22 protein-coding genes are annotated in these 25,703 nt (G+C 63.8%); 8 read left to right on the top strand and 14 right to left on the bottom strand.

Annotated features, from left to right (window positions below):
- Nucleotides 1-27: 27 nt before the first annotated feature.
- The 7 genes from miaB to CAF53_RS00620 form a co-directional block, all read right to left on the bottom strand.
- Nucleotides 28-1,377, bottom strand: coding sequence for a tRNA (N6-isopentenyl adenosine(37)-C2)-methylthiotransferase MiaB (gene miaB / locus CAF53_RS00650; RefSeq protein ID WP_100236977.1), 1,350 nt, complete (start codon nt 1,375-1,377; stop codon nt 28-30).
- Nucleotides 1,367-2,134, bottom strand: coding sequence for a lysophospholipid acyltransferase family protein (locus CAF53_RS00645; RefSeq protein WP_100236976.1), 768 nt, complete (start codon nt 2,132-2,134; stop codon nt 1,367-1,369). The genes miaB and CAF53_RS00645 overlap by 11 nt, the downstream gene beginning before the upstream one ends.
- Before the next feature lie 6 nt (nt 2,135-2,140).
- Nucleotides 2,141-2,563: a Fur family transcriptional regulator gene (locus tag CAF53_RS00640; RefSeq protein WP_046763056.1), complete on the bottom strand. Its 423-nt coding sequence runs from the start codon at nt 2,561-2,563 to the stop codon at nt 2,141-2,143.
- Nucleotides 2,564-2,687: 124 nt separating this feature from the next.
- Entirely contained in the window at nt 2,688-3,113 is a 426-nt protein-coding gene (locus CAF53_RS00635) for a MucR family transcriptional regulator (RefSeq protein WP_046763055.1), read from the bottom strand.
- A gap of 112 nt (nt 3,114-3,225) precedes the next feature.
- Nucleotides 3,226-3,705 carry a GNAT family N-acetyltransferase gene (locus CAF53_RS00630; protein WP_046763054.1) on the bottom strand — a complete coding sequence of 160 codons (480 nt, stop codon included), beginning with the start codon at nt 3,703-3,705 and terminating at the stop codon, nt 3,226-3,228.
- Nucleotides 3,702-4,328 (bottom strand): tRNA (adenosine(37)-N6)-threonylcarbamoyltransferase complex dimerization subunit type 1 TsaB, encoded by a 627-nt coding sequence (tsaB, locus tag CAF53_RS00625; protein ID WP_100236975.1) that lies wholly within the window; start codon nt 4,326-4,328, stop codon nt 3,702-3,704. Before tsaB ends, CAF53_RS00630 begins: the two co-directional genes overlap by 4 nt.
- Nucleotides 4,329-4,429: 101 nt before the next feature.
- On the bottom strand, nt 4,430-5,002 hold the full coding sequence (locus CAF53_RS00620; RefSeq protein ID WP_046763052.1) for a NifU family protein: 573 nt from the start codon (nt 5,000-5,002) through the stop codon (nt 4,430-4,432).
- 116 nt (nt 5,003-5,118) lie between these two features.
- Between CAF53_RS00620 and CAF53_RS00615 the strand changes: the two genes are divergently transcribed.
- The 3 genes from CAF53_RS00615 (at nt 5,119) to CAF53_RS00605 (ending at nt 10,408) form a co-directional block, all read left to right on the top strand.
- On the top strand, nt 5,119-5,589 hold the full coding sequence (locus tag CAF53_RS00615) for a pyridoxamine 5'-phosphate oxidase family protein (RefSeq protein WP_046763051.1): 471 nt from the start codon (nt 5,119-5,121) through the stop codon (nt 5,587-5,589).
- Between the two features lie 357 nt (nt 5,590-5,946).
- On the top strand, nt 5,947-7,332 hold the full coding sequence (locus CAF53_RS00610) for a DEAD/DEAH box helicase (RefSeq protein WP_100236974.1): 1,386 nt from the start codon (nt 5,947-5,949) through the stop codon (nt 7,330-7,332).
- A 184-nt stretch (nt 7,333-7,516) separates the two neighbouring features.
- Nucleotides 7,517-10,408 carry a M16 family metallopeptidase gene (locus tag CAF53_RS00605; protein ID WP_100236973.1) on the top strand — a complete coding sequence of 964 codons (2,892 nt, stop codon included), beginning with the start codon at nt 7,517-7,519 and terminating at the stop codon, nt 10,406-10,408.
- Nucleotides 10,409-10,481: 73 nt separating this feature from the next.
- Here the strand turns inward: CAF53_RS00605 and CAF53_RS00600 are convergent, their stop codons facing one another.
- Together CAF53_RS00600 and CAF53_RS00595 are read right to left on the bottom strand one after the other, a co-directional pair.
- The gene (locus tag CAF53_RS00600) at nt 10,482-10,688 is read right to left on the bottom strand and encodes a hypothetical protein (protein ID WP_046763049.1); all 207 of its coding nucleotides are present in this window, start codon (nt 10,686-10,688) and stop codon (nt 10,482-10,484) included.
- 76 nt (nt 10,689-10,764) lie between these two features.
- On the bottom strand, nt 10,765-11,352 hold the full coding sequence (locus tag CAF53_RS00595) for a TetR/AcrR family transcriptional regulator (protein WP_046763048.1): 588 nt from the start codon (nt 11,350-11,352) through the stop codon (nt 10,765-10,767).
- A 114-nt stretch (nt 11,353-11,466) separates the two neighbouring features.
- On the opposite strand from CAF53_RS00595, the gene CAF53_RS00590 reads away from it, so the two are divergent.
- The 5 genes from CAF53_RS00590 to CAF53_RS00570 all read left to right on the top strand — a co-directional run bounded on the left by CAF53_RS00590 (nt 11,467) and on the right by CAF53_RS00570 (nt 19,381).
- The gene (locus tag CAF53_RS00590; protein WP_046763291.1) at nt 11,467-12,630 is read left to right on the top strand and encodes an efflux RND transporter periplasmic adaptor subunit; all 1,164 of its coding nucleotides are present in this window, start codon (nt 11,467-11,469) and stop codon (nt 12,628-12,630) included.
- 3 nt (nt 12,631-12,633) lie between these two features.
- Nucleotides 12,634-15,804: an efflux RND transporter permease subunit gene (locus tag CAF53_RS00585; protein ID WP_100236972.1), complete on the top strand. Its 3,171-nt coding sequence runs from the start codon at nt 12,634-12,636 to the stop codon at nt 15,802-15,804.
- 6 nt (nt 15,805-15,810) lie between these two features.
- Nucleotides 15,811-17,211 carry an efflux transporter outer membrane subunit gene (locus CAF53_RS00580; RefSeq protein ID WP_100236971.1) on the top strand — a complete coding sequence of 467 codons (1,401 nt, stop codon included), beginning with the start codon at nt 15,811-15,813 and terminating at the stop codon, nt 17,209-17,211.
- Nucleotides 17,212-17,291: 80 nt separating this feature from the next.
- Entirely contained in the window at nt 17,292-17,786 is a 495-nt protein-coding gene (locus CAF53_RS00575; protein ID WP_046763045.1) for a methylated-DNA--[protein]-cysteine S-methyltransferase, read from the top strand.
- 233 nt (nt 17,787-18,019) lie between these two features.
- Nucleotides 18,020-19,381 (top strand): site-specific integrase, encoded by a 1,362-nt coding sequence (locus tag CAF53_RS00570; protein ID WP_006023603.1) that lies wholly within the window; start codon nt 18,020-18,022, stop codon nt 19,379-19,381.
- A 306-nt stretch (nt 19,382-19,687) separates the two neighbouring features.
- On the opposite strand, the gene CAF53_RS00560 is transcribed toward CAF53_RS00570, so the two are convergent.
- From CAF53_RS00560 to CAF53_RS00540, 5 genes are all read right to left on the bottom strand, one after another.
- Nucleotides 19,688-22,792: a DEAD/DEAH box helicase gene (locus CAF53_RS00560; protein WP_006023604.1), complete on the bottom strand. Its 3,105-nt coding sequence runs from the start codon at nt 22,790-22,792 to the stop codon at nt 19,688-19,690.
- 11 nt (nt 22,793-22,803) lie between these two features.
- Nucleotides 22,804-23,040: a DUF2158 domain-containing protein gene (locus CAF53_RS00555; RefSeq protein WP_006023605.1), complete on the bottom strand. Its 237-nt coding sequence runs from the start codon at nt 23,038-23,040 to the stop codon at nt 22,804-22,806.
- Nucleotides 23,041-23,317: 277 nt separating this feature from the next.
- Nucleotides 23,318-23,758 carry a DUF6527 family protein gene (locus tag CAF53_RS00550; protein WP_006023606.1) on the bottom strand — a complete coding sequence of 147 codons (441 nt, stop codon included), beginning with the start codon at nt 23,756-23,758 and terminating at the stop codon, nt 23,318-23,320.
- Nucleotides 23,755-24,927: a ThiF family adenylyltransferase gene (locus CAF53_RS00545; RefSeq protein ID WP_006023607.1), complete on the bottom strand. Its 1,173-nt coding sequence runs from the start codon at nt 24,925-24,927 to the stop codon at nt 23,755-23,757. Before CAF53_RS00545 ends, CAF53_RS00550 begins: the two co-directional genes overlap by 4 nt.
- On the bottom strand, nt 24,902-25,648 hold the full coding sequence (locus CAF53_RS00540) for a multiubiquitin domain-containing protein (RefSeq protein ID WP_006023608.1): 747 nt from the start codon (nt 25,646-25,648) through the stop codon (nt 24,902-24,904). Before CAF53_RS00540 ends, CAF53_RS00545 begins: the two co-directional genes overlap by 26 nt.
- Nucleotides 25,649-25,703 lie beyond the last annotated feature (55 nt).

Below are 25,703 nucleotides of genomic sequence, written 5' to 3'. Positions count from 1 at the left end.
TTGTCACGGGAACGACTGGTTTTGGGTTCAAGCGGCCTTCCTCCTGCTGGGTTGCCCGGCCAGACTGTTCGGACCGGCGCTGATGATATCGACTTCGACCATGTCACCGATGGACAGGTCCGGGGCGGTGACGACGACCGACTGGAGCCAGGGCGACTTGCCGATGAGCTGGCCGGGATGGCGGCCCTTGCGCTCCAGCAATATCTCCGTGCGGCGGCCCACGGTCGCGGCATTGAATTCGGCCTGATGGCGGTTGATGACCGCCTGAAGGCGGGCGAGGCGTTCGTCCATCAGTGCGGCAGGGATCTGGTGATCCATGTCGGCGGCGGGGGTTCCGGGGCGCGGGCTGTATTTGAAGCTATAGCATTGCGCGTAGCGGACCTGCTCGACGATCTTCAGCGTATCCTCGAACTCGGCATCGGTTTCGCCGGGGAAGCCGACAATGAAGTCGCCCGACAGCGCGATGTCCGGGCGCGCTTCGCGGACGCGGTCGATGATGCGGAGGTAGCTGTCGGCGCTGTGGCTGCGGTTCATGGCCTTGAGCACCCGGTCGTTGCCCGACTGGACCGGCAGATGGAGAAACGGCATCAATTTCGGTTCGTCGCCATGGGCGGCGATCAGGCCGTCGTTCATGTCGTTGGGATGGCTGGTGGTGTAGCGGATGCGTTTCAGCGCATCGATCTTGGCCAATTCGCGGACGAGGCCGTCCATGCCCTGCGTGCGACCCTTGTCATCCTGGCCTTCCCAGGCGTTGACGTTCTGGCCGAGCAGGGTGATTTCGCGCACACCGCCGTCGATCAGAGCCTTTGCCTCATCGAGGATGGCGGACCAGGTCCGGCTGATTTCCGCGCCGCGCGTATAGGGGACGACGCAATAGGTGCAGAATTTGTCGCAGCCCTCCATGATCGTCAGGAAGGCGGTCGGGCGAGCCTGCTTGGTGCGGGCAGGAAGGGCGCCGAATTTCGAGGCCAGCGGCATGTCGGTGTCGACGGCGGCCTCGCCCCGACCGGCCTTGTCGATGAGGTCGGGCAAGCGATGATAGGCCTGCGGACCGACGACGATGTCGACATTGCGGGCGCGGCGCTGGATTTCGCTGCCCTCCGCCTGCGCGACGCAGCCGGCGACGGCGATCATCGGGCGGCTGCCGTCCTCCCGCGTCATGCGGCCGATGTCGGAATAGACCTTGTCCACCGCCTTTTCGCGGATGTGGCAGGTGTTCAAAATGACGAGATCGGCCTCGGCGCCCTCCGCCGCTGCGGTCATGCCGCGCTCGCCCAACATTTCGGCCATGCGCTCGCCATCATAGACGTTCATCTGGCAGCCGAAGGATTTGACGTGGAAAGTCGCTGGAGTCTTTGGGGCGTCGTTACGATTCATGCGGTCCAGCTATACAGGGCCTGGGTTGCGAGGGGAAGCTTGCGATGCTGGCGGCGATCCTTTCCTGCGTCATCGTCGCGAGCGCCTTGCGATCCGGGCAGATGGCGGGGTCGAACGGTTCCAGGAAACGCAAGGTGACGTCGAGCCGGCCCTTGCGTTCCAGCAGCCTTTTCACATTGGCGCCGGCCGGTTCGCCGCTGTGCCAGGCGATTTCCGGGGTCGCCGTGCCATAATCGATATGCACGGGCTGGATACGGACGGAGCGCGGCGGTGGGAGCAGGACCGCAAGCAGGGAGGGCTTGAAGGGCAGCAGGCCCGTGCCGTCGCTGGTGGTGCCCTCCGGGAACAGCGTCACCGGCTGGTGCCCGGCCAGTGCGGCGCGTAGCGCCTCGAGCTGCGAGGAGAGGGCGCCGCGCCGGTTGCGGGCGACGAACAGCGTGTTGTTCTGTGCGGCGAGCCAGCCGATGATCGGCCAGCCCGCTATGCCGTCATGCGCGACGAAGGCCGTGCCGGTCGCGCCGCCCAGCGCCAATATGTCGACCCAGCTCACATGATTGGCGATGATGAAGCTGTCGCCTTGAAAGGGATGGCCTTCTATGGCGACGCGGGCGCCGACCGAGCGCGCGGCCAGCCCCAGAAAGCGCCTCGGCCAGGGGGAGCGTGCATGGGCGGCGCGCCAGAATAGATGGGGGATCAGGCAGAACAGCAGGCTGGCGGCGAGCGCCCCGGTGCGCGTGATGCGGCGAAGTCTGGCCAAGCTGCCTCAGTGTTTGCGATCGAGCGCGACGCCGTACAATTCCATGCGATGGTCGACCAGGCGGAAGCCGAGCTTTTCGGCGATCTGCTTCTGCAACTGTTCCAGTTCAGGATCGACGAACTCGATCACATTGCCGGTTTCGACATCGATCAGATGGTCGTGATGGGATTCGGGCGCCGCTTCATAGCGGGCGCGGCCGTCGCCGAAATCGTGACGGTCGAGAATGCCCGCTTCCTCGAACAGGCGGACGGTACGATAGACGGTGGCGATCGAAATGCCCGGATCGATCGCCGAAGAGCGCCTGTGCAATTCCTCCACATCGGGATGATCAGTGGCGTCGCTCAGCACCTGGGCGATGACGCGGCGCTGTTCGGTAATGCGCAGGCCCTTTTCATGGCAAAGGGCCTCTACGTCGATCTTGCGGTTCATGCAGGCTCACTTGCTGGAATTTGCGGTCAATCGGCGCGAGCCTAGCGGCTTTTGCCATAGCGTAAAAGGGGGCGTGCCATCAGCACGCCCCCTTTTGCATGAGTTTTGCCCACAGGGGGCCGGATTATTTGGCTGCGCGGGTGCGGCGGCGCTTGGTACCCAGGCCGATTTTCTTCGCCAGGCTGCGGCGCTGTTCGGCATAGTTGGGCGCGACCATCGGATAATCGGCCGGCAGGCTCCACTTGGCGCGATAATCCTCCGGCGTCATCTGATAGTGGGTCATCAGGTGGCGCTTGAGCATCTTAAGCTTTTTGCCGTCTTCCAGGCAGATGATATAGTCGGGCTTGATCGACGAGCGGACCGACACCGCGGGTTCCGGCTTCACTTCCGGCGCGGCGGCCGGCGTGGCAAGCCCCGAAAGCGCGGCATGCACATTCTGGATCAGCGTAGATACGTCGGAGACGGCGACGCTGTTGTTGGAGACATGAGCCGCCACAATGTCCGAAGTCAAAGTAATGAGCAGTTCGCTCTGGGCCGATTCGGTTTCCATTTCTTTTTCCTGTGAAGGCTATTGGTGATGCGACCCGCACCAGGAAAATCATTTCAGGGGCGGTATGGGTCAGCTATACCCCCGGTTTCTTTTTGGCAAGCGTTGATTTAGATTACCGAAGCATGTCGATACGGAAGCTTAGCGCATCGTGAAGTTGTCCGTCGTTACCGCGATAATAACCAGGGCGGCGGTGTACATATTCGAAGCCGATCTTTTCATACAGCCTGATCGCTGTATTGGATGCCCTAACTTCCAGATTCATCGACGTAATGTTGCGTCTGCGCGCCGTCTTGAGGCTGTCGACCAGGAGGGCCTCGCCAATGCCGCGCCCGCGCCAGAGCGGACTGACCGCCAGGAGCAGCAATTCGCATTCGTCCAGCACGGAACGCACCAGCGCGAAACCCAGCGGCGCGGCGTCGATCCGGGCGATGGTGAGCCAGGTGCCGGGCATCGTCATCACGCCGGCAAGCTGCGGCAGGGTCCATGCCTCGCCATAAGCGGGATCGAAGGCGCGGCCCATGACGTCCATGGCGTCGCTCATGGCGTTGCGCTCGCCGTCGTCATAGGTGTGGAGGGTGAGACCGGGGATCATGGCGCCGCGCGTTCCGCCATCGGGCGGGCATCGGCGCCGCGGCAGTAGACGGGCGAAGGCGGCAGTGCGGGCTGGGCGGCGATCAGGGGATAGTCGGCGGCATCGGGGTACAGGTTGATCGCCGTGCCATGGCCGCGCGCCGTCACCAGCGCTTCGGCGCCCGTACCGTAGAGCAGCGGTTGGTCGAGTTTCTGTGCCAGCGTCGCGATCGGGGTGGAAGCGGGGGGCGTGAGCGATGTCAATCCGTCCGGGGAGAAGCTCTGCCAGAACAACTCGCCATGGCCGCCGGTGATGGTGACGGTGAGGAGGCCGCCCTCATGCCTGGCCGCCGCCCTGGCGGCGATCAGGCTGAGCGCGCCATAGCCGTGCAGCGGAACGCCCCAGGCCAGCGCCAGCGCGCGGGCCGCGGCGATGCCGATGCGCACGCCCGTGAAGCTGCCCGGTCCGACATCGACGGCGATGGCGTCGGCCTTGCCGCCGTCGGGCATGGAGGCGATGGCGGGCAGCAAGGCTTCGGCATGGCCGCGCCCGACGATCTCATGGAAATGACCGATCGGCGCACCATCATCGAGCAGCGCGACGGACAGCGCCTGTGTCGCGGTGTCGATGACCAAGATACGCAAAGAAGACCCCTGTAATGCGTTCGCCCGACGGGGCGCCTGGTTCAGCGGTTAATCGATCAGGACCGGTTTGCCAATTGGCCGTTCCCGATTGATCTCGGCGTTCAGACGGCGCGAACCTCGGTCACTTCGGGGACATAATGTTTGAGCAGTTGCTCGATACCGTTCTTGAGCGTCGCGGTGGAGGAGGGGCAGCCCGAGCAGGCGCCCTGCATCCGCAGATACACGGTTCCCTTGTCGAAACCGCGATAGATGATGTCGCCCCCGTCATTGGCTACGGCCGGGCGGACGCGGGTGTCGATCAGTTCGCGGATCTGGGCGACGATTTCCGCATCTTCCGGATCGTCGGCGAATTCCTCCTCTGCCGGCACGAAGATCTCGCCGGCCGAACCCGGCGTGAAGAGGGGCATGTTGGCCGAGAAATGATCGAGCAGGACGGACAGGATATCCGGCTTCACATCGCTCCACTGCGCGCCCGGTGCGATGGTCACGGAAATGAAGTCGCCGCCGAAGAACACGCCGGTCACGTCGCCCAGGCCGAAGAGGGCGTCGGCCAGCGGAGAGGCTTCCGCTTCCTCCGGCGTCGCGAAATCGCGAGTGCCCATGCCCATGACCACGCGGCCGGGAAGGAACTTGACGGTGGCCGGATTGGGCGTCGGTTCGGTCTCGATCAACATGCGCGCTATGTGGAGAGAAGAGTGCGCAAGATCAAGCTTTCGTGCTAAATTGCCTGTCGGAACTTCGCTTGGTGCCGTCGATTGAGTCTTTCGCGAAGACACGATGGAGAGAAGATATGAGCAACGAGTCCGACATCCGCCGCCGTTTCTGGACCGAATTGTCCCAAAGCCCCTTTCTGATGGTCGGACTTCAGGGATCGCATGCACATAGCATGCCGATGACGGCGCAGCTTGATCCGGGCGCGAGCCATTGCTTCTGGTTCTACACTACGCGGGAGAACCGGCTGGCGGCGGGTGGGCCGGCGATGGCGCAATTTGTCGCCAAGGGGCATTTCCTGTTCGCCTGCATCGACGGGACGCTGGTCGAGGAAACGGACCCGGCGGTGATCGACCGCTATTGGACCCATGATGTGGCGAGCTGGTATCCCGGCGGGCGGCAGGACCCGCACCTGCTGATGCTGCGCTTCGATCTGGGGCATGCGGAAATCTGGCGGGCGGACATGTCGCTGGGTGGAATGTTCAAACAGATGTTCGGCGGCGACGTGCGCGAGGAGATGCGCGGCAAACATGTCGAAGTGTCGCTTTAGGGGCGCGCGGTTCAAGGCATTGCCATTCCCGTCACCCCGGATTTGATCCGGGATGACGAGGCCGGGCGTGATGATAATCCACAGAAATCGGCCCTTTGTAGGCGGGTTTCCAGCATCCACTTGCTTTTTCCTGTTTTTCCCATCATATGCGCCGCAGCGCAGCAGTTGGGCTTTGCCCTTATCAGCGATTGGCAGCGTGATCGCTCCGGCCGGACAGGCATTGGGGCCGGCCAATGAAAGTCTGCGCCAAGCTTTGAGGCTTCCCTTTTCACGCGGGTCGTTTCGTAACCCGCCTTGCGCCCTTGCTGCGTCCGTGCAGTTCAAGTCGGCGCGTGGGCCGACTTGTGAGTTCAATTTATGCAATTTACCGACCTTGGCCTTTCCGAGCCCATTCTGAAAGCGCTCGCCGCCAAGAAATATGCTTCGCCGACGCCGATCCAGAGTCAGGCCATTCCCGTCCTTTTGCAGGGCAAGGATCTGTGCGGCATCGCCCAGACCGGCACCGGCAAGACGGCGGCCTTCGCGCTGCCGAGCCTTGACCATTTCGCCCGTAACCCGAAGCCGACGCCGCTTCAGGGCTGCCGCATGCTGGTGCTGTCGCCGACGCGCGAGCTGGCAGCGCAGATCGCGCAGAGCTTTCGCGACTATGGGCGCTTCCTGAAGCTTTCCGTCGAAGTCGTGTTCGGCGGCGTGCCGATCAACCGGCAGATCCGCGCCTTGGGGCGTGGCGTGGATATCGTCGTGGCGACGCCCGGGCGTCTGCTCGACCTGATCGACCAGCGGGCGTTCACGATCAAGGATACCGAGATTTTCGTCCTCGATGAAGCCGACCAGATGATGGACATGGGTTTCATCCATCCGTTGAAGCGGATCGCCAAACTGCTGCCCAGAGAACGGCAGAACCTGTTCTTCTCCGCGACCATGCCGGGCGAGATCGAGGCGCTGGCCGCGCAGTTCCTCAACGATCCGGTGAAGGTGAGCGTCGCGCCGCAGTCGACCACGGCCGAGCGGGTGCGTCAGCAGGCGACCTTCGTCAACCAGATGGAGAAGCAGGCGCTGCTCAACCTCACGATCAGGAGCGAGGATATCGATCGCGCCCTGATCTTCACCCGGACCAAGCATGGCGCGGATCGGGTCGTGCGCTTCCTGGAGGGTGCGGGCATCCAGGCCGTGGCGATCCACGGCAACAAGAGCCAGGCGCAGCGGACCACCGCCTTGCAGGCGTTCCGTCATGGCCATGTGAAGCTGCTGGTGGCGACTGACATCGCGGCGCGCGGGATCGACGTTTCGGGCGTGTCCCACGTCATCAATTTCGAGCTGCCCAATGTGCCGGAGCAATATGTTCACCGTATCGGCCGAACCGCGCGGGCCGGGGCCGAGGGCGTCGCGATCAGTTTCGTGGCGGATGATGAACGGCCCTATCTGAAGGCAATCGAGCGGACGACCAAGGTGAAGCTGGACGTCGTGCCGCTGCCCGAGAATTTCGTCGAGGCCGTGCGCAACCTTCCCAAGGCCGCGCCGCAGCGCAAGGGGCGCGAGCAGACGCCGGAGCAGAAGGCCAAGCGCGCCGATGGCCAGCGCCGTTATCAGGACCAGCAGAAGCAGCAGCGCGGCAATGCCGAGCGGGCGCATCGTCCCGATGGCGAGGCCCAGCCGGCGAAGAAGAATTTCCGGCGGCGGCGCGGCGGCGGCGGCGGTGTCGGCGCGCATAAGGGCGCGGTGCAGAAGACCGGCGGGCGGTAAGCTGCCCTCCTTTTGAAGGAGTGGTACGCCCTTCCCCTGTGAAAGCAGGAACCCGGGGCCGCCGTCTGAATTGGTTCCCGCTTTGGGAGGAGCATGTCCTATCATGATCTTCGCTCCTCCTGCCTTTGCCGGTGGCCTTCTTTGTCAGTGGTCATTCAGGAAAATCTCTTTAGGCTAGGGCCTCATGAGCTTTTCCTTCCGGCGCTCTGCCGCTTCGCTTTCCGTCCTGGCCCTGTTGCTATCGGGAGTTTCCACGCCTCTGGCGGCGAAGGTGGATCCGACTGCTGCGCCCGCCGTCCCCGGTTCCACCAAGGCGCAGGTCAGGCCCTGGCTCTACCAGAACAGCGATGTGCCGATCGATCCGGCCTGGCGATTTGGCGAGCTGTCCAACGGATTGCGCTATGCGATCCGGCGCAATGGCGTGCCGCCGGGGCAGGTTTCGGTGCGGTTGCGGATTGATGCCGGGTCGCTGATGGAGCGGCCCGATGAACTGGGTTATGCTCATTTCATGGAGCATCTGACCTTCCGCGGCTCCCGCCATGTGCCTGACGGCGAATCCAAGCGCATCTGGCAGCGGCTGGGCGTGACCTTCGGCAGCGATAGCAATGCGCAGACGACGCCCACCGGCACGACCTACGCGCTCGATCTGCCGCAGGCGACGCAGGCGAGCCTGGGGGAGAGCCTGAAGATCCTTTCAGGCATGATGATCGATCCCAATATCGTGGATAGCGCCGTCAACGCCGAGCGGGCGGTCGTGTTGGCCGAGAAGCGCGAGGGCGATGGGCCGCAGATGCGGATTTCCGACGCGACGCGCCAGCATTTCTTCGCCGGGCAGCCGTTGGCCGATCATAGTCCCATCGGCACGGTGGCGACGCTGAATGCCGTGACGGCGGCGAAGATGGAGGCTTTCCACCAACGTTGGTATCGGCCCGAAAATGCGGTGATCTCGATCGCGGGCGACATCGATCCGGCGCTGGCCGAACAATTGCTCAAGGATAATTTCGCGGGCTGGACGGTGCCCGGCAAGGGTGTGCCGCTGCCCGATTTCGGCGAGCCCGATGCCAAGGCGCCCGCGACCAGGGTGACGGTGGAACCCGGCGTGCCCACCGGGCTCACCATGGCGTGGTTGCGGCCATGGAAACCGCGTGCCGACACCATCGTCTACAACCAGGACAAGCTGACCGACATGCTGGCCCTGCAGATCATCAACCGCCGTCTGGAGCAGGCGGCGCGGGCGGGCGGCAGCTTCCTTCAGGCAAGCGCGGACCAGCAGGATGTCAGCCGGTCGGCGGACGGCACCTTCATCACCCTGGTTCCGACCGGCGACAATTGGGAAAAGGCGCTTTCCGACGTCCGCGCCATCATCGAGGATGCCAAGGGTACGCCGCCAAGCCAGATCGAAATCGACCGCGAATATGCGCAGATGGATACGGCGCTCGCGATCCAGGTCGAAAATTCCGATACGGAAGCGGGTGCCAAGCAGGCGAGCGATCTGGTGAGCGCGGTCGATATCCGCGAAACCACGGTCAGTCCGCAGGCGGCGCTTGACATCTTCCGTTCCGGCAAGCCCATGATGACGCCGCAGAAGATACTGGATTCGACGCAACGGCTGTTTTCGGCGGGGGTGTTCCGGGCGATGCTGATCACCGGCAAGGTCCTGCCCGGCGTCGACGCGAAGCTGGCGGCGGCGGTCGCGGCGCCGGTCAAGGCAGCGACCAATGCGCGGCTGGGCGACAAGGTCGTGACCATGGCCGACCTGCCGAAGTTGGGTGCGCCGGGCAAAGTCGTGTCGCGCGCCCCCATCGGCCTGCCGGGGATGGAGAGCATCACCTTCTCCAACGGCGTCAGGCTGACCCTGTTCGCCAACGATGCCGAGACCGAGAAGGTGCGGATCAACGTTCGCTTCGGCCATGGACAGCAGGCTTTTTCGCCGACGAGGCCGGTGGCGGGCTGGGCGGCGGACTATGCGCTGGTGGCGAGCGGGATCGGCAAGCTTGGCCAGCGGGAACTGGATGACCTGACCAATGGGCGGCGCATGGGGATGGATTTCTCCATCGACGACGACGCTTTCGAATTGCAGGCGGTGACACGACCCGCCGACTACAAGGATCAGTTGCAGCTTTTCGCGACCAAGCTGTTCGCGCCCGGATGGGACCCGGCGCCGATCGCGCGGGTCAAGACCGGGGCGGGGGTTGCCTATGACGCCATGGCGCGGGCGCCCGATTCCGTGCTGGCGCGCGATCTCAACTGGCTGCTGCATGACAAGGATGTGCGGTTCCGTACACCCTCTCGCGCCGAGATAGACGGGCTGACGCCGCAGGCGTTCCGCGCGACCTGGGAGCCGTTGCTGGCTTCGGGGCCGATCGAGATCCAGATTTTCGGACAGGTCAAGGCGGACGACGCCATCGCGGCCGTTGCGGCGACCTTCGGTGCCTTGCCGGCGCGGCCTGACGTGGCGGTCCCGGCGGCGAACAGGCTGATGCGCTTCCCGGCCCATGTCGAAGTTCCGGTGGTCCTGCGCCACAAGGGCGACAAGGAGCAGGCGGCGGCCGTGATGGCATGGCCCACGGCGGGTGGCTTTGCACTGACGAAGGAGGCGCGGCAGCTCGAAATCCTGACGCAGATATTCAACGACCGGCTGTTCGACAAGCTGCGCTCGACCGAGGGGGCGGCCTATTCGCCCAGTGTCCAGAACAACTGGCCATTTTCCTATGACAGCGGAGGGTACATCCTCGTCACCAGCCAGGTGCGGCCGGACCGGATCAAATATTTCTACAGCGTGGTGAAGGATACGGCCGCCGATCTCGCCAAAAATCCCGTGAGCGAGGATGAATTGCAGCGCGCCGTCGCGCCGATGCGGCAGTTGCTGATGCGGGCCGGGACGGGCAATGCCTTCTGGATGAACCAGATGGAGGGCGCGACCCACGATCCTCGCTATGTCCAGGCCATGCAGAGCATGGCGCAGGACATGCTGACCGTCACGCCAACCGACATCCAGGCGCTCGCGGCCAAATATCTGCTGCCCGGCAAGAGCTGGTCGGCGGTCGTCCTGCCGGAAGGCGTCGCCGCGCAATAGAGCTTCGTGCCATGCTGACGGAGCCGGTTTCTCGCCCCGGATCAGGTCCGGGGCGACGCGAAATAACCGGGGTTCAGACGGGAACGCCGTCCTTCAGTTCCAGCAATTGGCTGTACAGGCGGACATATTCCAGATGGATCGCCCGGATTTCGGGATTGCGGGAGCGCGCCGCCAGCCTGCGGTTGCGGTCGAGCCGCGCCTCGAAATAGCTGCGGTCGAAAGATGTACCGGAAATCAAGATGTTGCCTCCCGAAATGATCTGCGCGGCATAATGCGCCATTCCCGCTCCGGTTGCGGCAATGCACATCATTTCATGCTGCAAAGCGGCGGAACGAAAGGAAGCCGCGTCCGGCCGATCAGCTCATGGCGCGCAAGGCCGCGACCAGCATGTCGGCAGCCTGTCGAGCGGTGCATTCGGCGCTCAACGCAGATCCCGAAAGGCTGCGATGGCCGAGGCCGAACATGCAAGCCAGAATGATCTCCTCCGCACCTTCCAGCGCTTTGCCGGACAAGGCAGGATTGGCTATGGTGGCGAAATCGCCCAGCGACTTGCGGAAATGCGCGCACATGTCGGCAATGATCTGGGCCACCCGTTCATTACGGAATCCTTCGGCCAATATATCGAAGGACAGCGCCTCATGCGGATTGTCCATCATTTCCAGCAACAGCAATTCGAAGGTGCGCTCGATGCTGATTTCGCCAGCGTCCAGCCGTCGTTGCAGGGCCAGGATCATGGCCTCGCGGTCGCGGGTATCATTGGCGACGATCGCGTCGATAATATCCTCTTTGCCCTTGAACAGGCGGTAGATCTGGCCGACCGACACCTTGGCGGCGGCAGCCAGTTCGGCCATGGACGTCTGGTGAAAGCCATGGGCGGCGAAAAGGTCGCGCGCAGCGCCCAGGATACGATCCCGACCGCTCGGTTCATGTTGCAACGCAACCAAAATGCCGCCTCTTGTTTTTTACTCTTGAACAAATTGTGGCAGGTTCCTACCTGCGGCGCAAGCGGAATGAACGTTCATTCCGTTTCTGGACTCTGCGAAATGGAGCATCGGCCGATGCAAAAGGGGATTTTTGTGGCGCTGCTCGCCTGCGCGTCGACGGTGGCGCTGGGCGGCTGCGGCGAAAAACAGCAGCCGGTGCCACCGCCGCCTGTCGTCGGCGTGGTGACGATGAAGGTCGAGACGGCGCCGCTGATGAACGAATTGCCCGGACGCATCGCAGCCGCGGAAACGGCGGAAGTCAGGCCCCAGATCAGCGGTGTGATCCGCCGCCGCCTGTTTACCGAAGGCGCCGATGTCCGCGCCGGACAATTGCTCTACGAGATCGAGGATGCGCCCTATCGAGCGGCCCTGGGCCAGGCGCAGGGCGCGCTGGCGCGGGCGCAGGCCTCCATTCACGCGACCGGTTTGCAGGCGCAGCGCTACAAGGAACTGGTCGGCATCAATGCGGTGAGCCGTCAGGAAGCGGACAATGCCGCTGCGTCCGCGCAGCAGGCGCGCGCGGACGTTGCGGCCCAGCGCGCGGCGGTGCAGGCGGCGCAGGTGAACCAGAATTTCACCCGGATCCGGGCACCGATTTCCGGTCGCATCGGTCGATCGCTGTTCACGCCGGGCGCGTTGGTGCAGGCGGGCCAGGCCGACGCGCTGGCGACGATCCAGCGGACCGACATGGTCTATGTCGACGTCACCCAGTCGGCGGCGCAGATCATCGACCTCAAGCAGGCGATGAAGGCGGGCGGCGTCAGCGCGGATCAGGGCGCGCGGGTGCAGTTGCTGTTGCCTAATGGCACCGTCTATCCGATCGAGGGCCGGCTGCAATTTTCCGAAGTGACGGTCGATCCGAGTTCTGGCGCGGTGACATTGCGCGCGACCTTCCCCAATCCCGACGGCCTGCTGCTGCCCGGCATGTATGTCCGCGCCCGAATGGTCGAGGGGCAGCGGACGCAGGCCATATTGGCGCCTCAACAGGGCATCACCCGCGATCCGCGTGGCCGGGCGACCGCGATGGTGGTCGGCGCAGGCGACAAGGTGGAGGTGCGCCAGGTCGAAACCGACCGGCCGGTAGGCGACAGGTGGATCGTCACGAAGGGGCTGAAGGCCGGCGACAGGCTGATCGTCGAAGGTCTGGTCAACCTGCATCCCGGAACGGTGGTGAAGCCAGGCGCGCCGCAGCAGGTGACGGCATCCCGTGGGCAAGCCGGTTCGGGCGGGGCGAATTAAGCCGTGGCCCGCTATTTCATCGACAGGCCCATCTTCGCATGGGTCATCGCCATCGTCGTCATGCTGGCGGGCCTGCTGGCGCTGCGGTCGCTGGCCGTGGCACAGTTTCCGGAGATCGCGGCGCCCGCGGTGACGGTCGCCACCACCTATCCCGGCGCCAATGCGGAAACGCTGGAAAGCACGACGACCCAGATCATCGAGCAGCAGCTCAAGGGCATCGATCATCTCCGCTATTTTTCATCGAGCAGCGATTCCGCCGGCAATCTGACCATCACCCTGACTTTCGAACAGGGGACCGACGCCGACATCGCGCAGGTGCAGGTCCAGAACAAGCTGGCCCAGGCGACGCCGCTGCTGCCGCAGGAAGTGCAGCAGCAGGGATTGCGTGTCACCAAGTCCACCTCGACCTTCCTGATGATCATGGCGGTCTATGCCGATGATGGCATCCATGATCAGCAGGATGCCGGCGATTTCATCGCTTCGGCGCTTCAGGACCCGATCAGCCGCGTCAATGGCGTGGGCGATACCCAGTTGCTGGGCGCGCAATATGCGATGCGCGTCTGGCTCGATCCCTATAAGATGGCCAATCTGGGCATCACCACGGGCGACGTCAAATCGGCCATCCGGGCGCAGAATGCGCAGGTTTCGGCGGGGCAGATCGGCGGCACGCCATCGCCCAAGGGGCAGGCGCTCAATGCCACGGTGACGGCGCAGTCGCGCCTGAGGACGCCCGAAGAGTTCCGCCAGATCATGCTCCGCAGCAACAGCGACGGGTCGGTGGTCCGCCTGTCGGACGTGGCCCGGGTCGAACTGGGCGCGGAGAATTATGGGTTCGCCGCGAAGTTCAACGGTCATCCGGCCGCCGGTTTCGGCATCAAGCTGGCGCCGGGCGCCAATGCGCTGGATACGGTCGACGCTGTCAAGAACCGCATCGACGACCTGTCCAGGACTTTTCCGGCCTGGGTGAAATATGACTTCCCGCTCGACAATTCCACTTTCGTGCGATTGTCGGTGGATCAGGTCATCCACACGCTGTTCGAGGCGATCCTGCTCGTCTTCGTGGTGATGTTCATCTTCTTGCAGAACTGGCGCGCCACGCTGATCCCGACCATCGCTGTGCCGGTGGTGCTGCTGGGTTCGCTCGCGATCCTTTATGCGGCGGGTTTCACCATCAATACCTTGACCCTGTTCGGCATGGTGCTCGCCATCGGCCTGTTGGTCGACGATGCCATCGTCGTGGTCGAGAATGTCGAGCGGATCATTCAGGACGAGGGCCTCAGTCCGAAGGAAGCCGCGAAAAAGTCGATGGACGAGATCAGCGGCGCGCTGATCGGCATCGGTCTGGTACTGTCGGCGGTGTTCCTGCCCATGGCGTTCTTCGGCGGTTCGACCGGCGTGATCTTCCGGCAGTTCTCCATCACCATCGTCTCCTCGATGGTGCTGTCGGTGTTGGTGGCGTTGATCCTGACCCCGGCACTCTGCGCGACGATCCTGAAGCCCAAGGGGCACAGCCATCAGTGGACGGGCGTGCTGGGTTCGCGTTTCGGTCGTTTCTTCGACTGGTTCAACCGCACCTTCGACCGCAATGTCGCACGTTACGGCCGGACGGTGGAGAAGGTGGAGCGGCGCTGGGGCCGGACCATGCTGGTCTATGCGCTGATCGTGGTGGGCATGGGGCTGATCTTCCTGCGCCTGCCGGGCGGCTTCCTGCCCGATGAGGATCAGGGGGTCATCATCAACCAGGTCTCGCTGCCGACCGGATCGACGCTGGAGGAGACCGAGCGGACGCTGGCCAAGGTGCGCGACCATTATCTGGTCGACGAGAAGAAGAACGCCACCGCCGTCTTTACCGTTGCCGGTTTCGGCTTCGTTGGGCAGGGCCAGAATGTCGGTATCGCGTTCGCCCGGATGAAGGACTGGTCGGAACGCAAGGGGGCGGACAACAGGGTGTCGGCCATTGCGCTTCGCGCCAATGGCGCTTTCCGCCAGATCACCGCCGGCATGGCGATCGCCTTCGCGCCGCCCGCAGTCCAGGAACTGGGCAATGCGACGGGGTTCGACTTCCAACTCGTGGACCGGGGCAATCTGGGCCATCAGAAGATGCTCGAGGCGCGCAACCAGTTGCTGGGCATGGCGATGGGCGACAAGCGGCTGGCGCAGGTGCGGCCCAATGGCCTGGAGGATACGCCGCAGCTCAAGCTGGATGTCGATCAGGCCGCTGCCGGGGCGTTGGGCATCGCTCAGGCGGACATCAACGACACGATCAGCACGGCGATGGGCAGCAGCTACATCAACGACTTCATCGATCGCGACCGGGTGAAGCGCGTCTATGTGCAGGCCGATGCGCCTTTCCGCACCACGCCGGATTCGATCGGCGCGCTGCACGTGCGGGGAAGCAGCGGCGTGATGGCGCCGATCTCCTCCTTCGCAACGACCGAATGGACCCATGGTCCGGCGAAGCTGGAACGCTTCAACGGCGTGCCGTCGATGCAGATCATGGGCGCCCCCGCGCCGGGAGTGTCCACCGGCGAGGCGATGAAGGCGATGGAGGAAATGGCGGCCAAGCTGCCGGCGGGCGTAGGATATGAATGGAACGGCATCTCCTATGAGGAGCAGACCTCTGGCGGGCAGGCGCCCGCACTCTATGCGCTGTCGATGCTGATCGTGTTCCTGTGCCTTGCCGCGCTGTATGAAAGCTGGTCGGTGCCGATCGCGGTCATGCTGGTGGTGCCGTTGGGCGTGTTCGGCGCGGTGATCGCGGCGATGCTGGTGGGGCTCAACAACGACATCTACCTTCAGGTGGGCCTGATCACGACGATCGGCGTGTCGGCCAAGAATGCGATCCTGATCGTCGAATTCGCCGAGGAAAAGATGCGGCAGGGGATGTCGCCCGCACGGGCGGCGCTGGAGGCCGGCAAATTGCGTCTGCGGCCGATCCTGATGACAAGCTTCGCCTTTGTCTTCGGCGTGCTGCCGCTGGCGGTGGCGAAGGGGGCTGGCGCGGGCGGTCAGAACGCCATCGGCTGGGCCGTGGTCGGCGGCATGTTGTCCGCCACCATACTCGCCATCTTCTTCGTGCCGGTCTTCTTCACGGTGGTGAAGCGGCTGTTCCGCGAACATCACGGCCGGAACGAAGACGGGCTTGAGGGCGGCAGCGCTCCGCAGGAGGCATAGAGGATAATGAACAGGATCACGCTCTTCCCGGCTCTTGCCTTGGCGTTGACGCTCGCCGCCTGCGATATGGCACCCAAATATGCGCGGCCGGCATTGCCCGTTCCGGACGCCAGCCCGCAGGGACCGTCCTATGCCGTGGGGGATGGGGTGGCGATCGTTCCGGCGGAGACGGCATGGAAGGATTTCTTCGTCGATCCGCGTCTGGCCCGGGTGATCGAGACGGCGCTGATCCACAATCGCGACTTGCGCGTGGCGGTGGCGAATGTCGAGCAGGCGCGGGCGCAATATAAGGCGCGGCGTGCCGACATCTTCCCCACGATCGGCGCCAATGGCAGCGCGACCTATCAGGACACACCCTTTTCCCAGGCCGGATCGGGACGGACCGATATTTATGCCGCTTCGGTGGGCGTTTCTGCATGGGAAATCGATCTGTTCGGGCGGGTGCGCAACCTGACCCAGGCGGCGCAGGAACAATATTTCGCGTCGGTCGAGAACCGGAACGCGGCGCAGACGGCTTTGATCGCCGAGATCGCGAACGCCTGGCTCGCCATGGCGGCGGATCAGGAGCGGTTGAAGATCGCACGCGATCTGGAAAAGGCCTTCGGCCAGACGCTGGACCTGACCAGGGCGCGCTTCGCCAAGGGGATCGCGTCGGAACTGGAAGTGCGGCAGGCGCAGACCAGCTACGACCAGGCGCGGTCCGACATTGCGCAGGCGACGACCCTGGTGGCGCAGGACCAGAATGCGCTGAATCTGCTGACGGGGACGACGGTGCCGGCGGGCGATCTGCCGACAGCGATGCCGGAGGGGGATGTGACGCTGGCCAATCTGCCCGTCGACCTGCCGTCCACGGCCTTGCTGCGGCGGCCGGACATCATGGCGGCCGAGGATCAGTTGTTGAGTGCCAACGCGAATATCGGCGCGGCGCGCGCGGCCTTTTTTCCCACAATATCGCTGACCGCGGCGCTGGGAACAATGAGCCTGGGTCTATCCAACCTGTTCAAGTCGGGCGGCGACACCTGGTCGGTGGCGCCGTCGGCCACGCTCCCGATCTTCGATTTCGGGCGCAATCAGGGCAATCTGCGTTATGCGCGGGCCACATATGATGCGATGCTCGCAACCTACGAGAAAAGCGTGCAGACCGGGTTTCGCGAAGTCGCCGATGCACTGGCCCGGCGGGGCACGATGACGGCTCAACTGGAGGCGCAGACATCCCTGCGGGACTCCGCGCGCGTAGGCTATCGGTTGTCGGAAGCGCGCTTCCGGGCGGGTATCGACGCTTTCCTGACGACGCTGGATGCGCAGCGGACCCTTTACAATGCCGAACAGAGCCTGCTGGCCACACGGCTGACGCGGGCGACCAATATGGTCGAACTCTATCGTGCCATGGGTGGCGGCCTCCGGTGACCTTTGACCGCAAGGGGCGGGAAGGCTTTCCCCTTATCATGCCCTATGCGTTCGTCATCAAATGATGGAAAGGCTATGGCATGAGCAACGCATATCGGACGATGGCGTCGCCCGTCGGCGAATTGACGCTGGTGGCGAATGAAAGGGGACTGGCCGCGGTCCTTTGGGAAAATGACGATCCCATGCGCGTCCGGCTGGAACCGCGCGCGGAGGCCGTCGAGCATGATGTGCTGGATGAGGCCGTTCGGCAATTGGGAGAATATTTCGCCGGGCGGCGGAAGGCCTTCGACCTGCCGCTCGATTTCAAGGGCACGGATTTCCAGAAGAGTGTCTGGGCGGCATTGCTGACCATCCCTTTTGGGGAAACGCGCAGCTATGCCGACATTGCGATCCAGATCGGGAAGCCGTCCGCCTGCCGCGCCGTGGGCGCCGCGAACGGACGCAATCCGATTTCGATCATTGCGCCTTGTCACCGCGTCGTGGGCGCCAATGGAGCGCTTACCGGCTTCGCAGGTGGTCTACAGGCCAAGCAATATCTGCTCGGACTGGAAGGAGGATTGTTCGCCACCATTTGAAAAATGGCGCACCCAAGAGGATTCGAACCTCTGGCCTTTGCCTTCGGAGCAATTTAGCCTGCCTATCCTAAATGCACGACAGGGCACGCTACAATGCGATATGTAACTGAAGATACTAGACAATTCGTATTTCCGCGCCGAACTGTCTATCCAGAATTTCGCTCCGATATCCATCCGGTTGCTTCCGTGGTGCTTCCGCGGAAGCAGCCCCTCACTAGCGAGGGGAACACCTCATGGCAAAGCTGACCAAGCGGATCGTGGACGCTGCCGATGTTCGCGAGAAGGACTATTTTATCTGGGACGACGAACTGCCCGGTTTCGGCCTCCGCGTGTTCGCCTCCGGCAAGCGCAGCTACCTCATCCAATATCGCGCTGTTGGACGCACGCGACGCTACACCATCGGCCTGCATGGCGTGTGGACGCCGGAGACAGCCCGGCAAGAAGCGAAGGTCCAACTCGGGCGCGTCGCGCGCGGCGACAACCCTTCCGAAGAACGTCAGCTCGATCACAAGGCCATCACGGTCAAGGAGCTTTGCGCCCTCTATACCGCTGATCTGAACGCGGGCCTCATTCTGGGTAAGGGCGGGCGACCGAAAAAGCCCACCACCATCGTCACCGACACTGGCCGTATCGAGCGGCACATCATCCCGCTGATCGGCGCGCGCCGGGTCAAGGATCTCACCAAGGCCGACATCAACAAGGTCTTGAAGGACATCATGGCCGGCAAGACGCGCGTCGCCGTCAAGACGAAAAAGCTGCGAGGAAAGGCCATTGTTCGTGGTGGCGCGGGCACCGCCACGCGCACCGTCGGCCTATTGGGCGGAATCCTCACCTACGCTGTCGATGCTGGGATTATAGAGGTCAATCCGGCGCACGGCATCAAGAAGCCCAAGGACAATGTTCGGAATCGTAGGCTGACCGAGGCGGAGTATCGCACCCTCGGGCAAATGCTTCGCGATGCCGCGGCGAACGAAAAATACGCCATGACCGTGGACATCATCCGGCAGATCGCGCTCACCGGCTGCCGCCGCTCGGAAATGATCTCGCTAATGTGGATCGAAGCTGACACCGACGCGAGCTGCATGCGCCTGGTGGACAGCAAGGAAGGTGAGTCCATTCGTCCAATCGGATTGCCCGTCGTCGAGTATCTGGAGGAACGGCGCAAGACCGCAGCGGGCACCTATGTCTTCCCAGGTCAGGGCGAGGACCATGCGTTCGGCAGCTTCCCGAACCATTGGGAACAGATTTTCAGCGACAGTCCGCTCGCCGGCGTCACCCCGCATGTCCTGCGTCACAGCTTTGCCAGCATCGCCAACGATCTCGGTTTCACCGAGGTGACCATCGCGGCGCTCGTCGGCCACTCCAAGGGCTCGGTGACGAGCAAATACATTCACACGCTCGACACTGCGCTCATCATGGCCGCCGACACGATCTCCGGTTACATCCAAGGGCTACTCGAGGGGATCGAATTCAAACAGACGGCCTACGCATTGGATCGTGATTCTCGTCGAGCTGCGCTTGACCTCTTCCTGACCAAAGCGGTTGGAGAGCCGGGGAACGAAGCCGAGGACGAGGAGCGTCGCTTGGCAGCTTGAGGCTTGCGATCAGCCACTGGTCGGCGAGCAATTCATCGCCGCCCACGATGCAGTCGAAAAAGCTTTTTGAAGAAATCGACGATCTTCGGTTTGGCGCCATCGGCGACCAGGTCATTTGCTCCGAACCGGCAGACCATCCTGACACTCCTGCACACCGAGCGCAGCCGTAGCGGCGCGTTGTCTCGTTCGACCGCTTGATCGCCCGCTGCCGCATTGGCTCCGCCAGCATTGGAGACTTTCTGAGGCAGGAACGTCTCGCAGAGGGGGCATCTGACGCAATCGCCTCACGCCCCCGTTGCGCGCAATTTAGGGCACATATACTTCAAGGATCGGGGCGGAAGGCGCCACCGCTTCGGCCCGACGCTTGGCAACGCGCTTCGCCGCATCGCGGACAAGTGCAAGCTTGCGCCTGTCCTTGTCCACGCATGCCAGAATTTGGTCATCAGTTGCGGCGTCGATCTGTTCGGGCTCACAGAGCTGCGCGGCGGCCAAGCGGCAATAGTCGCCCCGCAGCAAATCGGCTCCAGCGAATTGGGCGAGGTCGACGGCGGCGCTGGGCACGCCATATGTCAACCGGATCGCCAGACGTCTCACACGGTCACCGAGATCGAGCGTGGGGTGCAGGATCTCGGCGACGCGAGCCGCGACCGGCATCAGATCGCAAGTCCGCGCTGCGACCGCGCGTATGGGGCCGGCGGCGCCGCCAAACGCACCACCGAACTGCGTCAGCACGCGCTCGATCTCGCTCATGGCACGACCGGACACGAACAAAAGACAAGCGACCGCCTTCTTCGCACGCAGGGTCGCCTGATGATCTTCTGTTGTCCCGCGCTGAAGCGCGTTCAGGACGTGCCACGGCACATTCTGCCTCTGCAGCTCGTTGGGCCATAGCTGAGGCTCTTTCTGCGTGCTTTTTCGGTTGATCGGAAAAAGGAGTTGATCGACCTCGACCGTCGTTTGAGCTGCGGCAATCAGGACGGGATCGCTGATTTCTTGGGGCTGAAGCGAGCCGAGGCAATCTACGAGCGCGACGATGGACCCGACCTCTGCCGCGCTTTCGCCAGCGAGACGGCCCAGCTTGGTCAATTCATACGCGCCTGTAGCGTTCTTCTGCACCAGGCCGTGGCGTTCCAAATCCGCTAGGGCCGAAAGCAGATCCGGCCGGCTCCACTGCCACGCGCTATGGGCGCGCCGGGCTTGGAACGCGCCGAAGCTCGATTCCAGAAATTCGACAATCTCCTCGCTCGGCACGCCTTCGCCGGCCGCTCGTTGTGCCGCGACTAGGACGCGGATAATCAGGGAGCGTGGGTCGGTTGTACCGTCGAGGAAGCGGGACACCAAGTCTTCCGGCTCCGCGGTCACGTATCGCGACCACAGATCATGCTCGGCGCGCGGATCGAGCGCCAGCAGATACGAAGCTCCCTTCTCGGCGAAGCCAAGCCTTCCCGCGCGACCGACTAGGTTCTTGTATTCGGCTACCGAATAGGGCTCGTCGCCGGGATGATTCAAGCCGGCGATGATGACCGATGACGCGGGCGTGTTCACGCCCATCGCCAGCGTCGTCGTGGCTGCGATGACGCGCAGGCCCGAGCCGCTACGGCGAAATTCTTCCTCGATGACGCGCCGCTCTTCGCGGTCGAGATCCGAGTTGTGGAAAGCGACGCCGCGCCCCAGCGCGCTCCGCAAGTCGGCGCTGGCCTGCGAGGGATCGCCGCCGGGCATCTGCGTCAGCGCCTCGGCAGCCGGAGGCAATCCGAGCGACTCTGCGAGATAGTTGGCGCAGCCGCGGGCTTCGCCCTTGGTTTCGCGAAACACGATCACCTGCTGGCCTTCGGCGACAAGCTTGCGCACCAGCGGGATGATCCAATCCTGGCTGGATCCTTTGCCGCCGACAAGACGCCGAACGAGCGGCCCCTCAACCTGCTCATTGCCATTCTCCGGGTCAAGAAAGCGGAAATGCCCGGTGCCGAGCAACAAGCCCTCCTCAAGCGGAACGGGCCGCTCCGTGCGCCGCAAGAGCCGCGCGCCGAGCCATTGCTCAAGGCCGTTCGTGTCCCCGATCACAGCCGAAAGCGCGATCAGTTGGGGCTCGATCCCCTCACGCCGGCGCATCCGGATGAGCGTCAAAATGAACTCCAGATTCGCGCCGCGGCCACGGTCGGCGATCATCTGCGCTTCGTCGATCACGATCGCGCCGACCTGCGCCAGCACATGAGGGAATGTCAGCGCGATCGCGGCGAACTTCTCATAGGTCAGGAGACCGACATCGTATTGGCCCCGCAGCAGAGGCGCGATGTCGTCCGTCTCGCCCGTCGCTTCCACCGTGCGGACCCCGAAACCGCCATAGACGCTCTCGAAGTGCCGCCGCTTGTCTGCCACAAGGGCCTTAAGCGGCAGCAGAAACAAAGCCCGTTTGCGATCCAGCACGTTCCGGAGCGCCGCGAGCTCGCCCACCATCGTCTTGCCCGAGGATGTCGGGGCCGACACCACCAGGTTCTCGCCGTCCAGCACGCCGAAGTCGGTGATGGCGGAGATCTGAAGCGCATTCAAGGACGGGATCGCTCCAGCCCAGGCGGTGACAAGCGCGTCGGGGAAACCGGCCGACGAGAGGCTGGCAAGATCGGACGTCACCTTGGCAGGCAGACGCGCCGGGAAGGCCGCCCGATACTTAGCGCCCGGCACGAACACGGGCCACGCGACATCGCCGTCGATGCTCCCGCGCATGGTCGGGTTCTGCTCTTTGCCGCCCTGCAGCGCGGCCGCCCGGACGCGGCTCGTGACATGCTCGAGGAGGCGGTAGAGCGAGAGCTTGCCGCCGCTCACGACTTCCTCGGCGCCACATAGCGCCTCAAGCAGAAAGTGGGTCAGAAAGCCGTGCCCGAACCGGCGGTGCTCATAGGCGGGCTCGGTCGCCGCGGAGGCGGTGAAGATGATCCGACCAGCGCCGCCAAGCTGAGCCAGGCGCGCTTCGGCGGACAAAAGGCTGCGCGGCTTCGCATCGACGTGCAGAACCTTCGCCCCAATGCCGCCGGAAAAACAACAGTCGAGGAACAGGATCAGGCGCTTTGCCGGTATCCGCGAGAACCATTCCTGCAACAGCTCGAGCGGGATCGCGGAGCCGGCGAGATCATCTGGATTCGCGTCGTGGGTGACGAGCTCATGTGTCTCCGACCCATGGCCGGAGAACGCGATCACCACCGTATCCTCGGGGCCGCAGCCGGCCAGGTCGGCAAATGCGTCCTCAATCCGCTGCCGCGTGGCCTCCGCATCTGCCAGCAAGACTGTGCTGCCGCCCAGCGTGTCGAAGAACAGTGCCTCCAGCGCCGTCGCGTCGCGACGCGCGCAGGTCAGCTCATCAATGCCGGTCGAGCTATAACGGTCGATGCCGATGAACAGGCCGCGAAACGGCATGAGGCACCACGCTACGCCCGAACGACGCCGACGGAGAACGCGGCTCGTGGCTTCTCAGCCTTCTCCAGCACGACCGGCGCGAACGTGTCTTTCCGCGCGACCTGCTTGTTGCCCACCTTCTCGAACCAGACACACCAGACGGCATCCTCCTCCAGCATGGCCGTCTTCCCGACCTGCTCGACCGTCATGATCGGCCCGCCTGACTTCACCCGCACAAGATCGCCGGGCTTGAATTCGGTAGCATCCATTCTCCACGCTCCTTCTCGATGCCTATCTGTCCTCGCCAGGCACCGGAGGAGGTCGCAAGAAGCTCGCCCACGTCCCCACCACCATGAGTGGAGACGCGCACGTGCTAGGAGATCGCCCCATGCCTAACATCAATATATGGTGTGTCGGTCATTCCTTGCACAAGGATTTCGGCGAAGACCGTGTAAGCTCCTGATAGATGTTCTTGATTTGTCTCTTAGGGCTGCGCTGCGTTCCGAAGCGGGATAGCCCGACGGCAACCTGCCGTCGGGCCTATCGTCACGATCTGCCAGATAGCCAACGCCAGGCGCGGCGCCAGAAGCCGGGAGCCGCCTTGACGGGAGCGGGCTGAACGGCAAGTTCGATCGCTGGCGTCTGCCCGTAGAAGCGCGCTTTGGCAGCGCGGTCACGACGACGCTCGGCTTCGACCTGCTCGTCACTCCAGGGGCCGGCCTCGATCACCTTGCTGCGGTCGATCACATAGTGTGACCGGCATTTCAGCGTCCAATTGCCGATCGACGGCCGAAGGGAGACGGTCTCGCCATCGAACGTCATCTTCCAGTCCGTCGGCGTGAAGGGGGCGACGACCTCCTCGCCGCAACCGCAGCAGCAGCTGTGGGCTGATGTGGCATATTCCATCGAAACATAGAGAATGCCTGCCTCAAGGCGCTCAGGGATGTGTTCGACGAAACGATGTTCGAGTCGCTTGTGCCGTATCACGCGAGATCCCCGTTGATCAGCATGTTGCCGTCGGTGGTGTAGGTGCAGTGATGCTCGCGCTCGAGGTCGCGGTAGAAGCCGCGAATCTTCTTCCACTTGACGACCGCGAGGACAGCATTCAGGGCGTTGAGATCCGCGACCTGGATGTTGGAGGCGTAGATGTCCTTGGCGCCGCCGCCGACGAAGGAAATGCGCTGCCGCGCGTGATCGCGCTTCTCCGGCGTACTGGCGGTGACGCGCAGGATGCCGCCCAGCGACCCCTCGTCGAGCTCGAGCCCCATGCCAACATCGACGAACGCGGCGCCGATCGCCTCGAGCTTCTCTACGATCAGCCGCTTAGCGTCACCCGCATCGAGGGACAGGAACGCGAAGGTGACGCCGTCGAGAAGGTGAATGTTGTCGACGCCGAGCGCGACATCGTGCGCCACGATGTTCCGGTGCATCCGGCTGTAGATGCGCTTCAGGTATTCGACCTTCTTGGGCGCTTCCCGCAATTCCTCCAGGCTCGGAGCGCCCGGCGCGCGAAACGCGTTATGGGTCAGGAACTCGTCGCTGTCGAACAGCCGGATTTCCCGGACAGGCGTCTTGGCGACGAAATCCAGGATGTAGCCGCCGGTCCCCCCGACGCCGATGATGGCGACCCGCTCGTTGACGAGTCGCTCGGTCAGGACGCCGATCCCGACACGGTCGGAGGCGGTCTCGACATAGTTGAAGACGCTGTCCTCCTCCTCTTCCGGTTCGCGGAAGGTGCGAGGCGTCGCGCCGGACTTCAGCACTGCGGCCGGGCCCGCGAGGATATTCGCGTAGCTCGTCATCTTGTGGTGGTAGTCCGAGTAGCCGCCGTCTGGCTTGCTGGAGAAGCTGTGCGTCGCCTTCAGGCCGTGGCCGAGATCGAAGGCGCCGGCCGCATGCGAGATGCCCTGGATGGGCCTGCCGTCGGCGTGGCACGGGAAATCGCCGTCCCAGTGGATGACATGGGTGTCGGGCGGGCGCGTCTGATCTCCGGCCAGCGTGAGGCTGGAGATGAGGGTGCCGATGCGCACCTCCCGGCGCGCATCGACATACGGCACCTCGCGCATAACGAGATACCCGCCCTGCTGCTGGACGAAGTAGCCTTCGTCCCGCAGCCGCTTGAGGTCCGGATTACGACTGAACAGTGCGCGTGACATTGAACACCGTGCCCTTCTTCTTGACGTCGACGGAGCCGCCAACCCCGAGCTCACCGGCGGGCGGCGTCGACGCCGCGTGCCGATAGGTCATCGAGAAGACGACGTTGGGTTCGTGCTGGCCCGGGAAGGCGAGCTGGACGATCTGTTCGAACGTCACCGTGCGGGCGTTCACCGTGCGCGGCCGCGAATTGACGATGATCTCGAACGTCAGCCGCGCGGTGATGAACCGCTCGATGCCGGGCTGGACCAGATCGATCAGCTCGCCATGCTCGATCAGGCGATCTTCACCGCCGGGAACCTCGAGGAAGACGGCCTCCCCCTCGCCGGGCTTGGCGAGGCCGTAGAGCACCGTGCCGCTGATGACCGGCTTGCCCCAGAGCAGCTCGTGGTCGTTGAGGGTCAGCTTGAAGTCGCGGTCGGTCTGGAAGGCGATGAACCGCTCGGCGCCGCGCTCACGCAGGTCGAACGGCTCGTTGAGCCTCACATCCTCGAAATCGCCCGAGGGCAGGATCGCGATGAGGCTGTAACCGTCCCGCGGGTCGAGTGCCGCGGCTTCCAGCAACTGGCGGCCGAGCGGCACGGGATCGCTCACCACACGGGACTGGAAGTTGAGATCGCCCTGCGCGAGGAGAAAGCGATACCCCCGCGCCGGACGCAACGCCCGGCCTTCGCGCAGGGCGTTGCCGAGATCGTCGTAATCAAGAAGTTCTTCGGTGTTCATAAGATTGGGTCCTTAGGTTCGGCCGAGGCAGCGCCGCGGCTCTAAGGGTCCAATC

Source organism: Sphingobium sp. LB126 (assembly GCF_002795205.1).
GTDB classification, from domain to species: Bacteria; Pseudomonadota; Alphaproteobacteria; order Sphingomonadales; family Sphingomonadaceae; genus Sphingobium; species Sphingobium chungbukense.
Note: the sequence above shows the minus strand (reverse complement) of the source record. Positions and strands in the feature narration are given on the sequence as shown.

Coding starts and splice junctions, on each gene's coding strand:
- miaB (WP_100236977.1), bottom strand. CDS start 1,377: ATGAATCGTAACGACGCCCCAAAGACTCCAGCGACTTTCCACGTCAAA.
- CAF53_RS00640 (WP_046763056.1), bottom strand. CDS start 2,563: ATGAACCGCAAGATCGACGTAGAGGCCCTTTGCCATGAAAAGGGCCTG.
- CAF53_RS00635 (WP_046763055.1), bottom strand. CDS start 3,113: ATGGAAACCGAATCGGCCCAGAGCGAACTGCTCATTACTTTGACTTCG.
- CAF53_RS00630 (WP_046763054.1), bottom strand. CDS start 3,705: ATGATCCCCGGTCTCACCCTCCACACCTATGACGACGGCGAGCGCAAC.
- CAF53_RS00620 (WP_046763052.1), bottom strand. CDS start 5,002: ATGTTGATCGAGACCGAACCGACGCCCAATCCGGCCACCGTCAAGTTC.
- CAF53_RS00615 (WP_046763051.1), top strand. CDS start 5,119: ATGAGCAACGAGTCCGACATCCGCCGCCGTTTCTGGACCGAATTGTCC.
- CAF53_RS00610 (WP_100236974.1), top strand. CDS start 5,947: ATGCAATTTACCGACCTTGGCCTTTCCGAGCCCATTCTGAAAGCGCTC.
- CAF53_RS00605 (WP_100236973.1), top strand. CDS start 7,517: ATGAGCTTTTCCTTCCGGCGCTCTGCCGCTTCGCTTTCCGTCCTGGCC.
- CAF53_RS00600 (WP_046763049.1), bottom strand. CDS start 10,688: ATGGCGCATTATGCCGCGCAGATCATTTCGGGAGGCAACATCTTGATT.
- CAF53_RS00590 (WP_046763291.1), top strand. CDS start 11,467: ATGCAAAAGGGGATTTTTGTGGCGCTGCTCGCCTGCGCGTCGACGGTG.
- CAF53_RS00580 (WP_100236971.1), top strand. CDS start 15,811: ATGAACAGGATCACGCTCTTCCCGGCTCTTGCCTTGGCGTTGACGCTC.
- CAF53_RS00575 (WP_046763045.1), top strand. CDS start 17,292: ATGAGCAACGCATATCGGACGATGGCGTCGCCCGTCGGCGAATTGACG.
- CAF53_RS00570 (WP_006023603.1), top strand. CDS start 18,020: ATGGCAAAGCTGACCAAGCGGATCGTGGACGCTGCCGATGTTCGCGAG.
- CAF53_RS00560 (WP_006023604.1), bottom strand. CDS start 22,792: ATGCCGTTTCGCGGCCTGTTCATCGGCATCGACCGTTATAGCTCGACC.
- CAF53_RS00555 (WP_006023605.1), bottom strand. CDS start 23,040: ATGGATGCTACCGAATTCAAGCCCGGCGATCTTGTGCGGGTGAAGTCA.
- CAF53_RS00545 (WP_006023607.1), bottom strand. CDS start 24,927: ATGTCACGCGCACTGTTCAGTCGTAATCCGGACCTCAAGCGGCTGCGG.
- CAF53_RS00540 (WP_006023608.1), bottom strand. CDS start 25,648: ATGAACACCGAAGAACTTCTTGATTACGACGATCTCGGCAACGCCCTG.